15 protein-coding genes are annotated in these 17,089 nt (G+C 57.7%); 11 read left to right on the top strand and 4 right to left on the bottom strand.

Translation table 11 applies throughout. The features are described 5' to 3' along the window. Positions 1-208: 208 nt before the first annotated feature. Together ACM6IR_RS21160 and htpX are read left to right on the top strand one after the other, a co-directional pair. On the top strand, positions 209-1,420 hold the full coding sequence (locus ACM6IR_RS21160; protein ID WP_008030363.1) for a pyridoxal phosphate-dependent aminotransferase: 1,212 nt from the start codon (positions 209-211) through the stop codon (positions 1,418-1,420). A gap of 316 nt (positions 1,421-1,736) precedes the next feature. Beyond that, positions 1,737-2,624 carry a protease HtpX gene (gene htpX / locus ACM6IR_RS21155; RefSeq protein WP_157711433.1) on the top strand — a complete coding sequence of 296 codons (888 nt, stop codon included), beginning with the start codon at positions 1,737-1,739 and terminating at the stop codon, positions 2,622-2,624. Between the two features lie 187 nt (positions 2,625-2,811). Here the strand turns inward: htpX and ACM6IR_RS21150 are convergent, their stop codons facing one another. Further along, complete coding sequence (locus ACM6IR_RS21150; RefSeq protein WP_414909494.1) at positions 2,812-3,468, bottom strand: thiopurine S-methyltransferase; 657 nt, start codon at positions 3,466-3,468, stop codon at positions 2,812-2,814. Positions 3,469-3,570: 102 nt separating this feature from the next. Here ACM6IR_RS21150 and ACM6IR_RS21145 point away from each other — a divergent pair, with 102 nt between their 5' ends. After that, positions 3,571-4,338, top strand: coding sequence for a DODA-type extradiol aromatic ring-opening family dioxygenase (locus ACM6IR_RS21145; RefSeq protein WP_414909493.1), 768 nt, complete (start codon positions 3,571-3,573; stop codon positions 4,336-4,338). A gap of 29 nt (positions 4,339-4,367) precedes the next feature. On the opposite strand, the gene ACM6IR_RS21140 is transcribed toward ACM6IR_RS21145, so the two are convergent. Further along, on the bottom strand, positions 4,368-5,081 hold the full coding sequence (locus tag ACM6IR_RS21140; RefSeq protein WP_414909492.1) for a UTRA domain-containing protein: 714 nt from the start codon (positions 5,079-5,081) through the stop codon (positions 4,368-4,370). Between the two features lie 350 nt (positions 5,082-5,431). On the opposite strand from ACM6IR_RS21140, the gene ACM6IR_RS21135 reads away from it, so the two are divergent. The 6 genes from ACM6IR_RS21135 (at position 5,432) to ACM6IR_RS21110 (ending at position 10,787) form a co-directional block, all read left to right on the top strand. Then, on the top strand, positions 5,432-6,496 hold the full coding sequence (locus ACM6IR_RS21135; RefSeq protein ID WP_414909491.1) for an ABC transporter substrate-binding protein: 1,065 nt from the start codon (positions 5,432-5,434) through the stop codon (positions 6,494-6,496). 181 nt (positions 6,497-6,677) lie between these two features. Further along, complete coding sequence (locus tag ACM6IR_RS21130) at positions 6,678-7,484, top strand: alkaline phosphatase family protein (protein WP_414909490.1); 807 nt, start codon at positions 6,678-6,680, stop codon at positions 7,482-7,484. A gap of 5 nt (positions 7,485-7,489) precedes the next feature. Then, the gene (locus ACM6IR_RS21125) at positions 7,490-8,326 is read left to right on the top strand and encodes an ABC transporter permease (protein WP_414909638.1); all 837 of its coding nucleotides are present in this window, start codon (positions 7,490-7,492) and stop codon (positions 8,324-8,326) included. Beyond that, positions 8,313-9,113, top strand: a complete 801-nt coding sequence (locus ACM6IR_RS21120; protein WP_414909489.1) for an ABC transporter permease — start codon at positions 8,313-8,315, stop codon at positions 9,111-9,113. The genes ACM6IR_RS21125 and ACM6IR_RS21120 overlap by 14 nt, the downstream gene beginning before the upstream one ends. After that, positions 9,110-10,099 carry an ABC transporter ATP-binding protein gene (locus tag ACM6IR_RS21115; protein ID WP_414909488.1) on the top strand — a complete coding sequence of 330 codons (990 nt, stop codon included), beginning with the start codon at positions 9,110-9,112 and terminating at the stop codon, positions 10,097-10,099. The genes ACM6IR_RS21120 and ACM6IR_RS21115 overlap by 4 nt, the downstream gene beginning before the upstream one ends. A gap of 34 nt (positions 10,100-10,133) precedes the next feature. Next, positions 10,134-10,787: an HAD family hydrolase gene (locus ACM6IR_RS21110; RefSeq protein ID WP_414909487.1), complete on the top strand. Its 654-nt coding sequence runs from the start codon at positions 10,134-10,136 to the stop codon at positions 10,785-10,787. Between the two features lie 106 nt (positions 10,788-10,893). Here ACM6IR_RS21110 and ACM6IR_RS21105 read toward each other — a convergent pair whose 3' ends face one another. Further along, positions 10,894-11,856 (bottom strand): NAD(P)H-quinone oxidoreductase, encoded by a 963-nt coding sequence (locus ACM6IR_RS21105; protein ID WP_414909486.1) that lies wholly within the window; start codon positions 11,854-11,856, stop codon positions 10,894-10,896. Positions 11,857-11,994: 138 nt separating this feature from the next. On the opposite strand from ACM6IR_RS21105, the gene ACM6IR_RS21100 reads away from it, so the two are divergent. Together ACM6IR_RS21100 and ACM6IR_RS21095 are read left to right on the top strand one after the other, a co-directional pair. After that, on the top strand, positions 11,995-14,076 hold the full coding sequence (locus ACM6IR_RS21100) for a carboxy terminal-processing peptidase (RefSeq protein WP_414909485.1): 2,082 nt from the start codon (positions 11,995-11,997) through the stop codon (positions 14,074-14,076). Between the two features lie 120 nt (positions 14,077-14,196). Continuing rightward, positions 14,197-15,987: a bifunctional diguanylate cyclase/phosphodiesterase gene (locus ACM6IR_RS21095; RefSeq protein ID WP_414909484.1), complete on the top strand. Its 1,791-nt coding sequence runs from the start codon at positions 14,197-14,199 to the stop codon at positions 15,985-15,987. Positions 15,988-16,196: 209 nt separating this feature from the next. Here the strand turns inward: ACM6IR_RS21095 and ACM6IR_RS21090 are convergent, their stop codons facing one another. Further along, positions 16,197-16,520 carry a hypothetical protein gene (locus ACM6IR_RS21090; protein WP_414909637.1) on the bottom strand — a complete coding sequence of 108 codons (324 nt, stop codon included), beginning with the start codon at positions 16,518-16,520 and terminating at the stop codon, positions 16,197-16,199. Between the last annotated feature and the right edge of the window lie 569 nt (positions 16,521-17,089).

The following is a 17,089-nucleotide window of genomic DNA, read 5'->3' as shown; positions in this document are numbered from 1 at the left end:
CTGAAAAAGCCCGATCTGTACCTTTTCCACGGATCGGACGGCACGTATGATTGCGCCTCGTCAAACGCCAGTCTGGCAGCCGCGCCACGCGCATTCAAACGGATTTTGGATCGGCAAACCGAGGCGTCAGGCCTGTGTGAATACGCAGGATTCCCAGTACGGTAGTTCATACGCCGCCTGGATCGTTCATTTTCAGGAACACATCGCCATGCAGGTCAGCAAATCGAACAAGCTCGCCAACGTCTGCTATGACATTCGCGGCCCGGTGCTCAAGCACGCCAAACGCCTGGAAGAGGAAGGCCATCGCATCCTCAAGCTGAACATCGGCAACCCGGCACCTTTTGGTTTCGAAGCGCCGGACGAAATCCTCCAGGACGTGATCCGCAATCTGCCGACTGCCCAGGGCTACAGCGATTCCAAGGGCCTGTTCAGTGCGCGCAAAGCCGTCATGCAGTACTACCAGCAAAAGCAGGTGGAAGGCGTCGGCATTGAAGACATCTACCTCGGTAACGGCGTTTCCGAACTGATCGTGATGTCGATGCAGGCCCTGCTCAACAATGGCGACGAAGTGCTGGTGCCGGCGCCCGACTACCCGCTATGGACCGCCGCGGTCAGTCTGTCGGGCGGCAACCCGGTACACTACCTGTGTGACGAGCAAGCCAACTGGTGGCCAGACCTGGCCGATATCAAGGCCAAGATCACCCCGAACACCAAGGCACTGGTGATCATCAACCCGAACAACCCGACGGGCGCCGTCTATTCGAAAGAAGTGTTGCTGGGGATGCTGGAACTGGCCCGCCAGCACAATCTGGTGGTTTTTTCCGACGAGATCTACGACAAGATTCTGTACGACGATGCCGTGCACATTTGCACCGCCTCCCTGGCGCCGGACCTGTTGTGCCTGACCTTCAACGGCCTGTCCAAGTCTTATCGCGTGGCCGGCTTCCGCTCTGGCTGGATCGCCATTTCAGGTCCGAAACACCACGCCCAGAGCTACATCGAAGGTATCGACATGCTGGCGAACATGCGCCTGTGTGCCAACGTGCCGAGCCAGCACGCCATCCAGACCGCGCTCGGCGGCTACCAGAGCATCAACGACCTGGTTTTGCCGCAGGGTCGTCTGCTGGAACAGCGCAATCGCACGTGGGAGCTGCTCAACGACATCCCAGGCGTGAGTTGCGTCAAGCCAATGGGCGCGCTGTATGCATTCCCGCGGATCGACCCGAAAGTCTGCCCGATCCACAACGACGAGAAGTTCGTACTCGACCTGCTGCTGTCGGAAAAGCTGCTGGTGGTTCAAGGCACGGCCTTCAATTGGCCTTGGCCGGACCATTTCCGTGTCGTGACCCTGCCGCGCGTGGACGATCTGGACATGGCCATCGGCCGCATCGGTAACTTCCTGAAGTCCTATCGCCAGTAAGTGGCCCGTCACCGTGCGACGCTTGCGCAGTCGCACGGTGACCCATTCAGCAACATATCTTTACGCCCTGCCGAACATTACCGCTTCAATCGCTGACTGATTGCACATTGCGTGCTCGTGCCTAATAACGATGGGGGCCTGCAAGGGTATTTGGCTGACAAACGCTTCCCGCATCGCCGTCGGAAATGCCCTGCAAGCAGCTAGACTGTTGCCGTAGGACACAGTTTGAAATAGTCACCCGGTTGAATAGCACGATGCAGCACCTTATATACCCCGCAGTACGCAACATCTTTAGCACAAGGAGATTTCTACAACCATGATGCGCATCCTGCTGTTTTTGGCCACTAACCTGGCGGTCGTGCTGATTGCCAGCATCACCCTGAGCCTTTTCGGCTTCAACGGGTTCATGGCGGCCAACGGGGTTGATCTCAACCTCAATCAGCTGCTGATTTTCTGTGCGGTCTTTGGTTTTGCCGGTTCGCTGTTCTCGCTGTTCATCTCCAAGTGGATGGCGAAGATGAGCACCAGCACCCAAATCATCAGCCAGCCGCGCACGCGTCACGAGCAATGGCTGCTGCAAACCGTCGAGCAACTGTCCCGCGAAGCCGGGATCAAGATGCCCGAAGTCGGGATCTTCCCGGCCTACGAGGCGAACGCCTTCGCCACGGGCTGGAACAAGAACGATGCACTGGTCGCGGTCAGCCAGGGTTTGCTCGAGCGCTTTTCGCCCGATGAAGTGAAAGCCGTTCTGGCCCACGAAATCGGCCACGTTGCCAATGGCGACATGGTGACCCTGGCACTGATCCAGGGCGTGGTGAACACCTTCGTGATGTTCTTCGCCCGGATCATCGGCAATTTTGTCGACAAGGTGATCTTCAAGAACGAAGAAGGCCAGGGTATCGCCTACTACGTCGCGACTATCTTCGCCGAACTGGTGCTGGGTATTCTGGCCAGCGCCATCGTCATGTGGTTTTCGCGCAAACGCGAATTCCGTGCCGACGAAGCCGGTGCGCGCCTGGCCGGTACCAGCGCGATGATTGGCGCCCTGCAACGCCTGCGGGCTGAACAAGGTCTGCCGGTGCATATGCCCGACACCCTGAATGCCTTCGGCATCAACGGTGGCATCAAACAAGGGTTCGCCCGCATGTTCATGAGCCACCCGCCACTGGAAGAGCGCATCGACGCACTGCGCCGTCGGGGTTGATTGCTCGGCATTAAAAGAAAAGGCCCGCAGCGATGCGGGCCTTTTTTTGTCTGTTTGAATGTAGTGGTGCTCATTCTGGCCCCATCGCGAGCAAGCTCGCTCCCACATTGGACCATATACATTCGGCTAACTCGGTCAACTGTGGGAGCGAGCTTGCTCGCGATGGGGCCAGTAAACTCAACACACCTTACCGGCTGGAAACCCGATACACCCGCTCTTCCAGCCGAGTGACGCCCGCCTCCAGGAACTTCCAACTCTCGCCCAGAACGTCCTGATCTTCCAGAATCTTCAGTGTCCACGACGCCCCAAACAACCGCTGCACTTCGTCATCGAGCACGGCAAACGGTGGCCCGTCCATTTGCGCCTGGTCGTAATCCAGCGTAATCAGCAACCCCAGCGACTCTTTCGGCAAAATCCGGTTCAGGTGCGCGGCATATCGCTCACGCATCGACGGCGGCAATGCAATCAGCGCGGCGCGGTCGTACAGGGCTGAACAATCGGCAACATCGCCGGCGGTCAATTCGAAGAAATCACCGCACCACAACTCGATCGAACCCGCGCGATAGACCTTGAATGGCCCTTGCTCGCTGACGTCAGGATCAAGCTGATGCTCGTTGAAGAAATCCTCGATGGCCTTTTCCGACAGCTCGACACCCAACACTTCATGGCCTACGCGTGCAAGCCACAATAGATCCAGGCTCTTCCCACACAACGGTACCAGCACGCGAGTGCCCTCTTCCAGGCCCAATTGTGGCCAGAACCGTTGCAGATGGGGATTAACTTCCGGCAGATGAAAGCCGATCTGATTCGACGCCCATCGCTTGTGCCAAAACTCCGGCTGCATAATTAATCCTGATAATTCGATCAAAAGACCCTAAAACTTATATTAGATTTAGATCAATGATCTGGCTAAAGATGGTGCCATCTTACTCTCAGGAGCTTATTCATGTTCCCCAGCCTTTACATATCTCATGGTTCTCCCATGCTTGCCCTGGAACCCGGAGCCAGTGGACCCGCCCTCGCGCGCCTGGCCGCCGAGTTGCCGAAGCCCAAAGCCATCGTGATTGTATCTGCGCACTGGGAAAGCGATGAGTTGCTGGTCAGCGGCAACCCGCAACCTGACACCTGGCATGACTTCGGTGGTTTCCCAAAGGCGTTGTTCGAGGTGCAATATCCGGCACCCGGTCATCCACAATTGGCTGCAGAGGTTGTCGAACTGTTGAAAATCGACGGGCTGCCGGCGCGCATCGATGCCGATCGTCCGTTCGACCATGGTGTGTGGGTACCGCTGTCGTTGATGTATCCGCTGGCTGATATTCCGGTGGTGCAAGTCTCGCTACCCACCCGTGGCGGCCCGGCCCTGCAAACCCGCGTCGGTCATGCACTGGCCAGCCTGCGCGAACACGGCGTGCTATTAATCGGCTCCGGTAGCATCACCCACAATTTGCGCGAACTGGATTGGCATGCCGGCCCGGAGAGCGTCGAACCGTGGGCCAAGGCGTTTCGTGACTGGATGATCGAAAAACTCGCCGCGAACGACGAAACCGCGTTGCACGACTATCGTCAGCAAGCACCGAACGCAGCGCGCAATCATCCAAGCGATGAACATTTGTTGCCTTTGTATTTTGCCCGCGGTGCCGGAGGGCACTTCAACGTGGTCCACCAAGGGTTCACCCTGGGTGCCTTGGGCATGGACATTTACCGCTTCGGCTAACGTAAGCCCTGAACCTGCGGCGGCCAGGTTCAGACCACATCGACTCCGACATGAATCGCATCATGCCGCCAAAACTCCAGATCGCAATCGATCAGCCGCTCATGCTGATCGTAATTGACCCGAGCAATGCGCAGCCCGGGACTCCCCACCGACACCCGCAATGCTGCTGCAGCATCCACCGACAACGCCGTCGGCACAATCTCGAAACGAACCCGTCCATAGTGCAAATCATAGTGCCGTGCATACAGTTCGGTGATCGATTGATTCAAGTCAAACTCCAGAATCCCCGGGAAAAACTGCGGATTCAAATAGTGCTCCACATACAACACCAGACGCTCATCAATACGCCTGGCGCGGCATATCTGAATCACACTCGACAGCGCAGGCAACTGCAGCCAGGCGCAGACCGCCGCCGATGCAGGTTGCAAACGCGCCGAAATCACCTCGGTGGACGGCACTCGCCCCTGAGCACTGACCATCGCGTGAAAGTGACTGCGCTGCATCAGGTTGTAAGCCAGGCGTGGGGGCGACACGAACCAGCCACGTCGTTCTTCCCGATAAATCTGCCCTTGGGCCTCCAGCTGTAACAACGCCTCACGCACGGTGATCCGTGTGGTACCGAACAACTCACTGAGTTTGCGCTCGGCCGGTAATTTGCTGCCAGGCTCCAACAGGCCATGGTCGAGCTGTTCCTGAAGAACCTGCCCGATGGCTGTCACTGCTTTGGTTGTCTCAATGCGCATCAACGTTACCTATCTGGACTAGGCCAGAACTGTTTCGGGGCGGAATCGCCGTTCAACGCGGCGCCTATAGCTGCCTGCAAGCCTAGGCATTGCACATGACTGGCAGATGACAAAGCCGCCGAACGGTTGATCCAGGCACCTGCAATATCACGGCCAAGTCCTTCTATATCAGCCTTTTAGCCATGGTCTACGCTTACGCAGAAGCCTGAGCATTGCCATGCAAAAAATATAGGCAGACCGGTCGTCGACATCAAAATGTCATCCAGGCCGCCTAGATTGGCTCAGGTATTGCTGACCTAGACCAACACAACCGCAATCGCAGCGTTGAAAACGCCCAAAAGGAGCTTCGGATGAAACAGCTTTTCCTGGCATCACTGTTAGGCTCGACCATTGCCATGTGCACCGCCGCCATGGCGGCTGATGATTTGAAAACCCTGGAAGCCGCTGCGAAAGCGGAAGGCGCAGTCAACAGCGTCGGCATGCCCGATGACTGGGCCAACTGGAAAGGCACTTGGGAAGATCTGGCCAAGACTTACGGCCTGAAACACATTGACACCGACATGAGCTCGGCACAGGAAATCGCCAAGTTTGCCGCTGAAAAAGACAACGCCAGCGCTGACATCGGCGACGTCGGTGCAGCCTTCGGCCCTATCGCTGTCAAGCAAGGCGTAGTGCAACCCTACAAGCCAACCACCTGGGCACAAGTGCCGGATTGGGCCAAGGACAAGGACGGTAACTGGGCGCTGGCCTATACCGGCACCATCGCATTCATCGTCAACAAAAAGTTGCTGCACGGTTCTGCAGCACCGACTAAATGGGCCGACCTCAAAGACGGCAAGTACAAAGTCTCCATTGGTGATGTCAGCACCGCCGCTCAGGCCGCCAATGGTGTTCTGGCCGCAGCGCTGGCCAACGGTGGCAACGAGAAAAACCTTGACCCCGCTCTGAAGATGTTCGCCGAAATCGCCAAACAAGGCCGCTTGTCGATGGCCAACCCGACAATTGCCACCATGGAAAAGGGTGAAATCGAAGTCGGTGTGGTTTGGGACTTCAACGGCCTGAGCTACAAAGCCAAGATGGCGAATCCGGACGATTACACCGTGCTGATTCCGTCCGATGGCTCGGTGATTTCCGGCTACACCACCATCATCAACAAATACGCGAAGAACCCGAACGCTGCCAAGCTGAGCCGCGAGTACATCTTCAGTGACGCCGGCCAAATCAACCTGGCGCGCGGCAACGCTCGTCCGATTCGTGCCGATCACCTGACCCTGCCAGCCGAGGTCAAGGCCAAGCTGCTGCCTAACGAGCAGTACAAAAACGTGACCCCGATCAAGGACGCTGATGCGTGGGAGAAGACGTCCAAGGCCCTGCCGCAGAAGTGGAACGAAGAAGTCATCGTCGAGATGAAGTAAAAGCTGTAGATCCCCACATTGGATATCTGATGGAGATCCAATGTGGGAGCGAGCTTGCTCGCGATAGCGGGCGGTCAGTCAACATCACTGTTGAATGTAAGTCCCTCATCGCGAGCAAGCTCGCTCCCACAGGGTATTGGTGGCGCATTTGAACTAATTGTTTTGCGGAGTCTTTGCCCCTATGAAGCACAATGTCATCCTTGTCGTGCTCGACGGCCTCAATTACGAAGTCGCACGCCACGCCATGGGGCACCTGCAGGCTTACGTCGGCGCAGGACGCGCGGCGCTCTATAAACTGGAGTGCGAATTGCCAGCCCTGTCCCGTCCTCTTTACGAATGCATCCTGACCGGCGTCACGCCGATCGACAGCGGCATCGTTCACAACAATGTCTCGCGCCTGTCCAACCAACGCAGCATTTATCACTACGCGAGCGATGCCGGCCTGAAAACCGCCGCCGCGGCCTATCACTGGGTCAGCGAACTGTATAACCGTTCGCCCTTCGTGGCCGCCCGGGACCGTCATACCGATAACCCCGACCTGCCGATCCAGCATGGTCATTTTTACTGGAACGATCACTACCCGGATTCGCACCTGTTCGCCGACGCCGAAAACCTGCGTCTGCGCCATGTGCCGAACTTCCTGCTGGTGCATCCGATGAACATCGACGACGCCGGGCACAAGCACGGCCTCGACACCCCGCAATACCGTAACAGTGCCCGCTCGGCCGACATCATCCTCGCCGACTACCTGCAAGGCTGGCTCGACGCCGGCTATCAGGTGCTAGTGACTGCCGACCATGGCATGAACAACGACCGCTCCCACAACGGCCTGCTACCCGAAGAACGCGAAGTACCGCTGTTTGTCCTTGGCGACGCCTTCAGTTTCAACGCCAGTGCCGCACCGAAACAGACCGAAATCTGCGGCACCGTCTGCGAACTGCTGGGCGTGGCCCACGACAAACCTGTCTGCCGGGAGCTGCTCAAGTGAACGCTATGACACGCAGCAAATGGCTGGCAGCGCTGTGCCTGGCCCCTTTCGCGCTGTTCTTTATCGTATTCGAGATCGCCCCTCTGATCTGGGTGATGATCAACAGCCTGCAATCAGAGGAATTTGGCTGGGGTATCGAAAACTTCACGAAAATATTCAAATCGAAGTTCTATTTGCAGGCGATCCAGTACAGCCTCGAGATCAGTTTCTGGTCCAGCGTGTTCGGCATCATCATTGCGATACTCGGCGCCTATTCCCTGCGCCGGGTCGACTCGAAACTGCGCAACTTCGTCAACGCCTTCGCCAACATGACCAGCAACTTCGCCGGCGTGCCCCTGGCGTTCGCGTTCATCATTCTGCTGGGCTTCAACGGCAGCTTCACCATCATGCTCAAGCAGGCCGGGGTCATTCAGGATTTCAACCTGTACTCGAAAACCGGGCTGATCATTCTCTACACCTACTTTCAGATTCCCCTTGGCGTTCTGCTGCTCTACCCCGCCTTCGATGCATTGCGTGAGGACTGGCGCGAGTCCGCCGAACTGCTCGGCGCCAACGGCTGGCAGTTCTGGCGGCACATCGGTTTGCCGGTACTGACGCCGGCGTTGCTCGGCACCTTTGTGATCCTGCTGGCCAACGCCCTCGGCGCCTATGCCACGGTCTATGCGCTGACCACCGGGAACTTCAACGTGCTGCCGATCCGCATCGCCGCCATGGTGTCCGGAGACATTTCCCTGGACCCGAACCTCGCCAGTGCCCTGGCCGTGGTGCTGGTGGCGTTGATGACCCTGGTGACCATCGTGCACCAGCTGCTGTTGAAGAGGAGCTACCATGTCGCGCGCTGAACTGGGCCCCATCGGTGTCTACCACCGGGTCGTAGTGTATTTGCTGTTTGCCATTCTGTTGCTGCCGTTGGCCGGGACATTGATCTACTCGATCGCCAGCAACTGGTCGGCAACCATCCTGCCCAGCGGGTTTACCTTGAAGTGGTACATCCTGCTGTGGAGCGATCCGCGTTTTCTCCACGCGTTCGGGCAGTCGCTGTTGGTCTGCGTCGGCTCGTTAATTTTGTCGGTGGTGCTGATTTTGCCGCTGCTGTTTGTGGTGCATTACCACTTCCCGAAACTCGACGCGCTGATGAATATCCTGATTCTGCTGCCCTTCGCGGTGCCACCGGTGGTGTCGTCGGTAGGCCTGTTGCAACTTTACGGCTCGGGGCCGTTCGCGATGGTCGGTACGCCGTGGATCCTGATCGGTTGCTACTTCACCGTGGCGCTGCCGTTCATGTACCGGGCGATCACTAATAACCTGCAAGCGATCAATCTGCGCGACCTGATGGACGCCGCCCAACTGCTTGGCGCCAGCACCTGGCAAGCGGCGTTCCTGGTGGTGCTGCCGAACCTGCGCAAGGGTTTGATGGTGGCATTGCTGCTGTCGTTCTCGTTCCTGTTCGGTGAGTTTGTATTCGCCAATATCCTTGTCGGGACACGCTACGAAACCCTGCAGGTCTACCTCAACAACATGCGCAACAGCAGCGGCCACTTCACCAGTGCGCTGGTGATTTCCTACTTCTTCTTCGTGCTGGTTCTGACCTGGGCGGCCAATATCTTGAACAAGGACAAAAGCGAATGAGCTATGTCAGCGTCCAACACCTACAGAAAAACTACGCGGGCACTACCGTATTCAGCGATATCAACTGCGAGATCAAAAAGGGCGAGTTCGTCACCCTCCTTGGCCCGTCCGGTTGCGGTAAATCCACACTGCTGCGCTGCATCGCCGGCCTGACCTCGGTGGATGGCGGACATATTCTGCTCGACGGTGTCGACCTCGTTCCACTGAGCCCGCAGAAACGCGGGATCGGCATGGTCTTCCAGAGTTACGCGCTGTTCCCGAACATGACCGTGGAACAGAACGTCGCCTTCGGTTTGCGCATGCAAAAGGTCAACGCCGACGACAGTCAAAAGCGCGTTGCCGAAGTACTGAAACTGGTGGAGCTCAACGATTTTGCTGGCCGCTATCCGCATCAACTGTCCGGCGGCCAATGCCAGCGTGTCGCGCTCGCGCGCTCTTTGGTGACCCGGCCACGGCTTTTACTGCTGGATGAACCGCTGTCGGCCCTCGATGCGCGGATTCGTAAGCACCTGCGCGACCAGATCCGTCAGATCCAGCGTGAACTGGGCCTGACCACCATCTTCGTCACACACGATCAGGAAGAAGCACTGACCATGTCTGACCGGATTTTCCTGATGAATCAGGGAAAGATCGTACAGAGCGGCGATGCCGAAACCCTTTACACCGCGCCAGTGGATGTTTTTGCCGCCGGCTTCATCGGTAACTACAACCTGCTGGACGCCGACAGTGCGACCAGGCTGCTGCAACGGCCGATCACCCATCGCATTGCGATTCGCCCGGAAGCCATCGAACTGAGCCTCAACGGCGAGCTCGACGCCCAAGTGCGCAGTCACAGTCTGCTGGGCAACGTGATTCGCTACCGGGTCGAAACCCGTGGCGTGGAGTTGGTGGTGGATGTGCTGAACCGCTCGGCGGCCGACCTGCATCCCGATGGTCGGCGCCTGGCGCTTTCCATCGATCCATCGGCCCTCTGTGAGGTAGCCTGATGCCCTTGCTGATGTTGAAGAGAGAACTGCACTGATGGCCCTGGCAATTTTTGATCTGGACGAAACCCTGATCCACGGCGACTGCGCCACCCTCTGGAGCGAACAGATGGGCCGGCTCGGCTGGGTCGATCCCGAGTCGTTCATGCGGCAGAACAACGCACTGATGGACGCCTACAGCCACGGCAAGTTGCGCATGGAGGACTACATGACCTTCAGCCTGGAGCCGATGATCGGGCGCACCCCGGAAGAGGTCGACCACTTGGTTGGGCCGTGGGTGGAAGACTTCATCGAGCCGATCATCTTCAGCGATGCTACCAAAGCCATCGCGGCCCACCGCAAGGCGGGCGACCGGATTCTGGTGATATCGGCATCAGGCACACACCTGGTCCGGCCGATTGCCGACCGCTTGGGCATTGATGAAATTCTCGGCATCGAGCTGGAAGTGACTCACGGGGTCTATAGCGGCCAGACCGTTGGCACCCTGACCTACCGCGAAGGCAAGATCACACGCCTGCTGGAATGGCTGGATGCCGAAGAGGAAAATCTGGAAGGCGCGAGTTTTTATTCCGATTCACGTAATGATTTGCCGTTGTTGCTGAAGGTGGATTTCCCACACGTGGTGAATCCGGATGCGATGTTGCTTGAGCACGCTGAAAAGGCCGGCTGGCCAATCCATACCTGGAAGTAACCACGAACTTGTAGGAGCGAGGCTTGCCCGCGAAGGAGGCGACGCGGTGTATCTGACAGACCGTGTCGCGTCCTTCGCGGGCAAGCCTCGCTCCTACAAGGTCAAGTCAAGTCAGGCTTTCGTCGATCACCAACACCAACTTCCCCGCCACCTTATTGCTCGCCAATTCAGCGAACGCCGCTTCCGCGTCCTTGATCGGGAAAGTCCTGGCCAGTTGCGGGCTCAATCGCCCTTCGGCAAACAGCGGCCAGACATGCTGACTGAGATCGCTGAATAAATCCGCCTTGAACTGGTCATCGCGGCTGCGCAGGGTCGAACCCAACAATTGCACGCGCTTGGCCAGCACCTGCGCCAGGTCCAGCTTCGCCTCACGCCCCCCCATCAGGCCGATCAATACCCAACGACCATCTGGGGCCAACATTTTCAGATTCAGCGTGGCATAGTTGCCGCCGACAGGATCCAGAATCACATCGAACGGCCCCAGGTCGCTCAAGCTTTCCAGATCCCCTGTGCGCACTGCACCGCCCTGTGCTCCCAGCGCTTCGCAGTAAGCCAAACGCTCGGCGGAACCGACACTGACCCAGCACGGGTTACCAAACGCCTTGCACAGCTGAATGGCAGCTGAACCGATTCCACTTGCTCCGGCGTGCAGAAGCACTTTTTCACCCGGTTTGAGCGCAGCCAGTTGAAACAAATTCAGCCAAACGGTTGCGTACACTTCCGGAAGCGCTGCCGCCTCGGCCAATGACATTTCGTCGGGAACCGGCAATACATGCCGTCCGTCGACAACCACTTCCTCGGCCATCCCGCCCCCGGCCAGTAAGGCGCAGACCCTATCACCGAGCTGCCAGGACGAGCCCGGCCCCACCTCGCTGATCACCCCGGAACACTCAAGACCCAGCACCTGACTGGCCCCCGGCGGTGGCGGATAAAGTCCTGTCCTCTGTAACAAATCGGCACGATTGAGTCCCGCTGCCGCCACTCGGATACGAACTTGCCCTACATCGCACGCAGGACTCGGCTCTTCAACCCACTCCACTTGACCGTCAACGCCTTGCAATGCTTTCACAGTGCCTCCATAGTGAGTCTGGACTGAGCCCGAAGCTATAGCACCGGGCTTTTTGCATTATGCGACCGGCCCTTGTGGTACCGGCGACTTCAAAGACGGCCTAATATGCGTTATCAATTGTCCCCGCGTCGAATCAGCATGAAGCATCTGTTCCCAAGCACTGCACTCGCCCTTTTCATTGGTATCGGCCTGATGCCGATGTCGAGCAATACGTTCGCAGCCAATAGCTGGGACAAGCTTCAGCCTGATCGTGACGAAGTGATCGCCAGTCTGAACGTCGTCGAGTTGCTCAAGCGCCATCACTACAGCAAGCCGCCACTTGATGACGCGCGCTCGGTGATCATCTACGACAGCTACCTCAAGCTGCTGGATCCGTCGCGCAGTTACTTCATGGCCAGCGACATCGCCGAATTCGACAAGTGGAAAACCCAGTTCGACGACTTCCTCAAAAGCGGCGACCTGAACGCCGGGTTCACCATCTACAAGCGCTACCTGGACCGCGTCAAAGCGCGTCTGGACTTCGCCCTTGCGGAGCTGAACAAGGGCGTCGACAAGATGGACTTCACCACCAAGGAAAACTTGCTGATCGATCGCAAGGACGCTCCTTGGCTCAAGTCCACCGCCGAACTGGACGACCTGTGGCGCAAACGCGTCAAGGACGAAGTCCTGCGGATGAAAATCGCCGGCAAAGATTCCAAGCAGATTCAGGAAACGCTGACCAAGCGTTACAAAAATCAGCTGACGCGTCTGGACCAGACCCGTCCGGAAGACATCTTCCAGGCGTACATCAACACCTTCGCGATGTCCTACGACCCGCACACCAACTATCTGTCTCCGGATAATGCGGAAAACTTCGACATCAACATGAGCCTGTCCCTCGAGGGCATCGGCGCCGTGTTGCAGAGCGATAACGACCAGGTGAAAGTCGTGCGTCTGGTGCCGGCAGGCCCCGCCGACAAGACCAAGCAGGTCGCACCGGCCGACAAGATCATCGGCGTTGCCCAGGGCAACAAAGAGATGGTCGACGTGGTCGGCTGGCGCCTGGACGAAGTGGTCAAGCTGATCCGTGGTCCGAAAGGCACCGTGGTGCGCCTGGAAGTGATCCCGGCCAGCAATGCGCCGAACGATCAGACCACCAAGATCGTCCCGATCACCCGTGAAGCGGTGAAACTTGAAGATCAGGCGGTGAAGAAGTCGGTCCTCAACCTGAAACAGGACGGCAAGGACTACAAACTCGGCATCATCGAGATCCCGGCCTTCTACCTGGACTTCAAGGCCTTCCGTGCCGGCGATCCGGACTACAAGAGCACCACTCGCGACGTCAAGAAACTGCTGACAGAGTTGCAGAAAGACAAGGTCGACGGCGTGGTCATCGACCTGCGCAACAACGGCGGCGGCTCCTTGCAGGAAGCCACCGAGCTGACCAGCCTGTTCATCGACAAAGGGCCGACCGTGCTCGTGCGTAACGCCGATGGCCGCGTCGATGTACTGGAAGATGAAAACCCGGGTGCATTCTATAAAGGTCCGATGGCGTTGCTGGTCAACCGTTTGTCCGCCTCGGCTTCGGAGATTTTTGCCGGCGCCATGCAGGACTACCATCGTGCGTTGATCATTGGCGGCCAGACCTTCGGTAAAGGCACCGTACAGACCATTCAGCCGCTGAACCACGGCGAACTGAAACTGACCCTGGCCAAGTTCTACCGGGTTTCCGGCCAGAGCACCCAGCATCAGGGCGTACTGCCGGACATCGACTACCCGTCAATCATCGACACCAAGGAAATCGGCGAAAGCGCCCTTCCGGAAGCCATGCCGTGGGACACGATCAAGGCGGCCATCAAGCCGGCGGTCGATCCATTCAAGCCGTATATCGCGCAACTCAAGTCAGAGCATGACGCGCGTTCAGCCAAAGACGCCGAGTTCGTGTTCATCCGTGACAAGCTGGCGCTTGCCCAGAAACTGATGGAAGAAAAAACCGTCAGCCTCAACGAAGCGGATCGTCGTGCGCAGCATGCCGATATCGAAGCCAAGCAGTTGGTCATGGAGAACATCCGTCGCAAGGCCAAGGGTGAAGAACCGCTCAAAGAGCTGAAGAAAGAAGACGAAGACGCCCTCGCGGCCGAGCCGGACAAGACCAAACCAGAAGACGACGCCTACCTGAGCGAAACGGGCCGGATTCTGTTGGACTACCTGAAACTCAACACCGCGGTAGCCAAGCACTAAGGTGATGGCAATTTAATGCTGACGCTCCCCGGAGCGTCATCAAACAGTCATCATTCTGTCGTGAAATAAGGGACTGGGAGCTTTTTGCTCCCAGTCCTTTTTTTATCGCCAGAGAAAGCCATGACCACGACAGAACAGCTGAGTGCCTTGAGTTCCATATTGGCTCAAAGTGGTTTGCACAGCTTGTTCCAGCCAATCATTTCCCTCTCTGAAAGACGCATCGTCGGTTACGAAGCCCTCAGTCGCGGCCCCTCCAACAGTCCACTGCACTCCCCTATCGCGCTGTTCGCTGTAGCCCGCCAGGCGGGGCGTCTCAGTGAGCTGGAAATTGCCTGTCGCGAGAGTGCTTGCCGGCGCTTCAGTGAGCAGCAACTGCCCGGCAAGCTGTTTCTGAACGTCTCGCCGGAATCGCTGCTTGAAGCCGGTCACCAACCCGGTCGCACCCTGCAGCTGCTGCAGGATTTCGGCATACCGCCTAGCCAGGTGGTCATTGAACTCACCGAACAGACCCCGACCGATGATTTCCAGCTGCTGCAAAATGCACTGCATCATTATCGAGCGATGGGGTTTTCCATTGCACTGGATGACCTGGGCGCAGGTTATTCGAGCCTGCGACTCTGGTCCGAATTGCGGCCGGATTATGTGAAGATCGATCGGCACTTCATCGACGGTATTCACCAGGATGCCCTCAAGCGTGAGTTCGTCGGCTCGATCCTGCAAATTGCCAAAGCCTCTCGGGCGCAAGTAATCGCCGAGGGCATCGAGTTGCCGGAAGAGCTCGCGGTGCTGACCGATATGGGCGTCGATCTGGTCCAGGGCTATTTGCTGTGTCGGCCTCAAGAACATCCGCCAAGGGATGCCCGAAACCTGATGCCCAAACACGACAGCACCGCCGTGGTGCTGAACGAGGAAGGCAGCGACCTGAGCGCTTTACTCAACGACCAACCGGCGATGCCTCGCGAGACTCCGACCGCCACGGTGCTGGAAGCCTTCCGCCGTCAGGCCAGCCTGAACTCACTGGCGGTGCTTGACGAGCAAGGCCATCCTTGCGGCATCGTCCATCGGCATTCGCTCTCTGACGCCCTGCTGAAGCCATTTGCAACCGACTTGTTCGCCCGCAAACCCATCAGCCGGTTGATGAACGATGACTTTCTTGCTGTCGAACTGAGTCAATCGCTGCAACAGGTCAGCCGCCTCATCACCAGTCGCGCTCGACAGTGCATCGAGGAAGATTTCATCATCACCCTCAACGGCGGTTATCTGGGATTGGGTCGGGTCATCGATGTGCTCAAGCTGATTACCGAATTGAAGATCCAGCAGGCCCGCTACGCCAACCCGCTGACCCTGCTTCCCGGTAACGTGCCGATCCAGCAATGCCTGACACGACTGCTGCAACAGCAACGGGAATCGATGATCTGCTACGTGGACATCGACAGTTTCAAACCCTTCAACGATATCTACGGCTACGGCCGTGGGGATGAAGTCCTGCTGTGTCTGGCGCAATGTCTGAATGACCGCGTCGATCCGTCCCGCGACTTCGTCGGCCATATCGGCGGCGATGACTTCCTGCTGGTGCTCGGCCCGGAAGACTGGCACAAACGCTTGAACCAGTTGCTGGACGACTTCCAGAGCCAATGCCGACGCTTTTATCGCAGTGAACACCTGGAAGCTGGCTGCTTCATCGCGCCGAATCGCCAGGGAATGCGACAGGAATTCCCCTTGTTGTCGCTGTCGATTGGCGTGGTGCATTTGCATCCACAAGCCTGTGGACAGCTCGACGCGAGCCAGCTCGCGGAGATGGCCTCGCAGGCCAAGCATCACGCGAAGAATGTTCCGGGGGCTAGCGTGCATGTAATTGATAGTTTGGCGGTGCCCGCTTCCGAAGAGGCATTGATGGCCGGGCACCGGTGATTGCCGCTCAAAGCAGCCCGGTAGCAGCTGGCGCAGCCTGCGTTCGGCTGCGCAGCAGTCGTAAACTCTACCTGCACGGTGCACCTGAAACACCGCGAGCGCTGATTTTACGACTGCTGCGCAGCCGGACGCAGGCTGCGCCAGCTGCTACAAAACGTGCGTCTCAGCCAAAAATGCTTAACTGAAGGACATCCGTGAAAGTCCCGGCGCTACTCCGAAGCCCGCGCCCTCAAGCGTCGCCCAACCACATCCAGCACATCACAACCATCACGCAATGGAATGGCACAAAGCAACGCAAAGTCGCTGAGAATAAAGGATTCACACTCAATCGAACCCCGCATGGACAGGTTTTCAAGCACTTGGGTTACAGCGCGAATTCGATAGCTGGCGGCGTCATACAAAACATCGAGCGGTGCTTGGGTATCGACGAACAGGGTGGGCATGTCGTTGCAGTTGCTCGTCAACGCCATGAAGCGGTTTTCGGGGTGGGGGATTGGTTTTTCGTAGGGTGGATCGGGTGTAATTGTTTTCATTAGAGACTCCCAAAGAAGAATAGGAGCCGCCATCAGCCTTCCTACAGGCTAGGGTGGCAGCTATACGCGAGGTAGGAATATCGAGACCTTTGGGAAAACTCGACCACGCCGAAGCGTGCCCGCGCATAGCCGCCGCAGATGATCTTACGGACACGTGTTAACGGCCGCAAATCAAGCATTGACGCTATGAACATCCCATCGGTCTTGAAGGGTTCCTACACCCCCGCCACTGAATTATCAGTGACCGCCAAAGACTATCGATGGAACACATTTCACACCAGTTCATGGAAACCGCTACAACTTGAAGGAAACGTCCGACGACCTCGCCCAGAAATTTCGCTGCCTGTAAGACCGCCTTCGCGGGCAAGCCTCGCTCCTACAGGGTCGAGGCAGCCCACCAAAAATGCGGACGCCCCCAATCCTGGAGCGAGGCTTGCCCGCGAATTGAGCGCGCGAAACTTTGCGGGGGATCAGTCCAGAAAGAAATCAGGAAAGTAGGATGTGGCTGTAGGGTAAATCCCTAAATAACGATCATCGAATGACATGCAGGCAAAAAGGTAAACGTGGCG

Origin of the sequence: Pseudomonas sp. IT-P253, from assembly GCF_949768125.1 — a bacterium.
Taxonomy (GTDB): Bacteria; Pseudomonadota; Gammaproteobacteria; order Pseudomonadales; family Pseudomonadaceae; genus Aquipseudomonas.
This window is presented reverse-complemented; position numbering and strand designations above follow the sequence as displayed.

What these genes read in the sequence shown, in the direction of transcription:
- ACM6IR_RS21160 (WP_008030363.1), top strand. Translation starts at nt 209, where the DNA reads ATGCAGGTCAGCAAATCGAACAAGCTCGCCAACGTCTGCTATGACATT.
- htpX (WP_157711433.1), top strand. Translation starts at nt 1,737, where the DNA reads ATGATGCGCATCCTGCTGTTTTTGGCCACTAACCTGGCGGTCGTGCTG.
- ACM6IR_RS21150 (WP_414909494.1), bottom strand. Translation starts at nt 3,468, where the DNA reads ATGCAGCCGGAGTTTTGGCACAAGCGATGGGCGTCGAATCAGATCGGC.
- ACM6IR_RS21145 (WP_414909493.1), top strand. Translation starts at nt 3,571, where the DNA reads ATGTTCCCCAGCCTTTACATATCTCATGGTTCTCCCATGCTTGCCCTG.
- ACM6IR_RS21140 (WP_414909492.1), bottom strand. Translation starts at nt 5,081, where the DNA reads ATGCGCATTGAGACAACCAAAGCAGTGACAGCCATCGGGCAGGTTCTT.
- ACM6IR_RS21135 (WP_414909491.1), top strand. Translation starts at nt 5,432, where the DNA reads ATGAAACAGCTTTTCCTGGCATCACTGTTAGGCTCGACCATTGCCATG.
- ACM6IR_RS21130 (WP_414909490.1), top strand. Translation starts at nt 6,678, where the DNA reads ATGAAGCACAATGTCATCCTTGTCGTGCTCGACGGCCTCAATTACGAA.
- ACM6IR_RS21125 (WP_414909638.1), top strand. Translation starts at nt 7,490, where the DNA reads ATGACACGCAGCAAATGGCTGGCAGCGCTGTGCCTGGCCCCTTTCGCG.
- ACM6IR_RS21120 (WP_414909489.1), top strand. Translation starts at nt 8,313, where the DNA reads ATGTCGCGCGCTGAACTGGGCCCCATCGGTGTCTACCACCGGGTCGTA.
- ACM6IR_RS21115 (WP_414909488.1), top strand. Translation starts at nt 9,110, where the DNA reads ATGAGCTATGTCAGCGTCCAACACCTACAGAAAAACTACGCGGGCACT.
- ACM6IR_RS21110 (WP_414909487.1), top strand. Translation starts at nt 10,134, where the DNA reads ATGGCCCTGGCAATTTTTGATCTGGACGAAACCCTGATCCACGGCGAC.
- ACM6IR_RS21100 (WP_414909485.1), top strand. Translation starts at nt 11,995, where the DNA reads ATGAAGCATCTGTTCCCAAGCACTGCACTCGCCCTTTTCATTGGTATC.
- ACM6IR_RS21095 (WP_414909484.1), top strand. Translation starts at nt 14,197, where the DNA reads ATGACCACGACAGAACAGCTGAGTGCCTTGAGTTCCATATTGGCTCAA.
- ACM6IR_RS21090 (WP_414909637.1), bottom strand. Translation starts at nt 16,520, where the DNA reads ATGAAAACAATTACACCCGATCCACCCTACGAAAAACCAATCCCCCAC.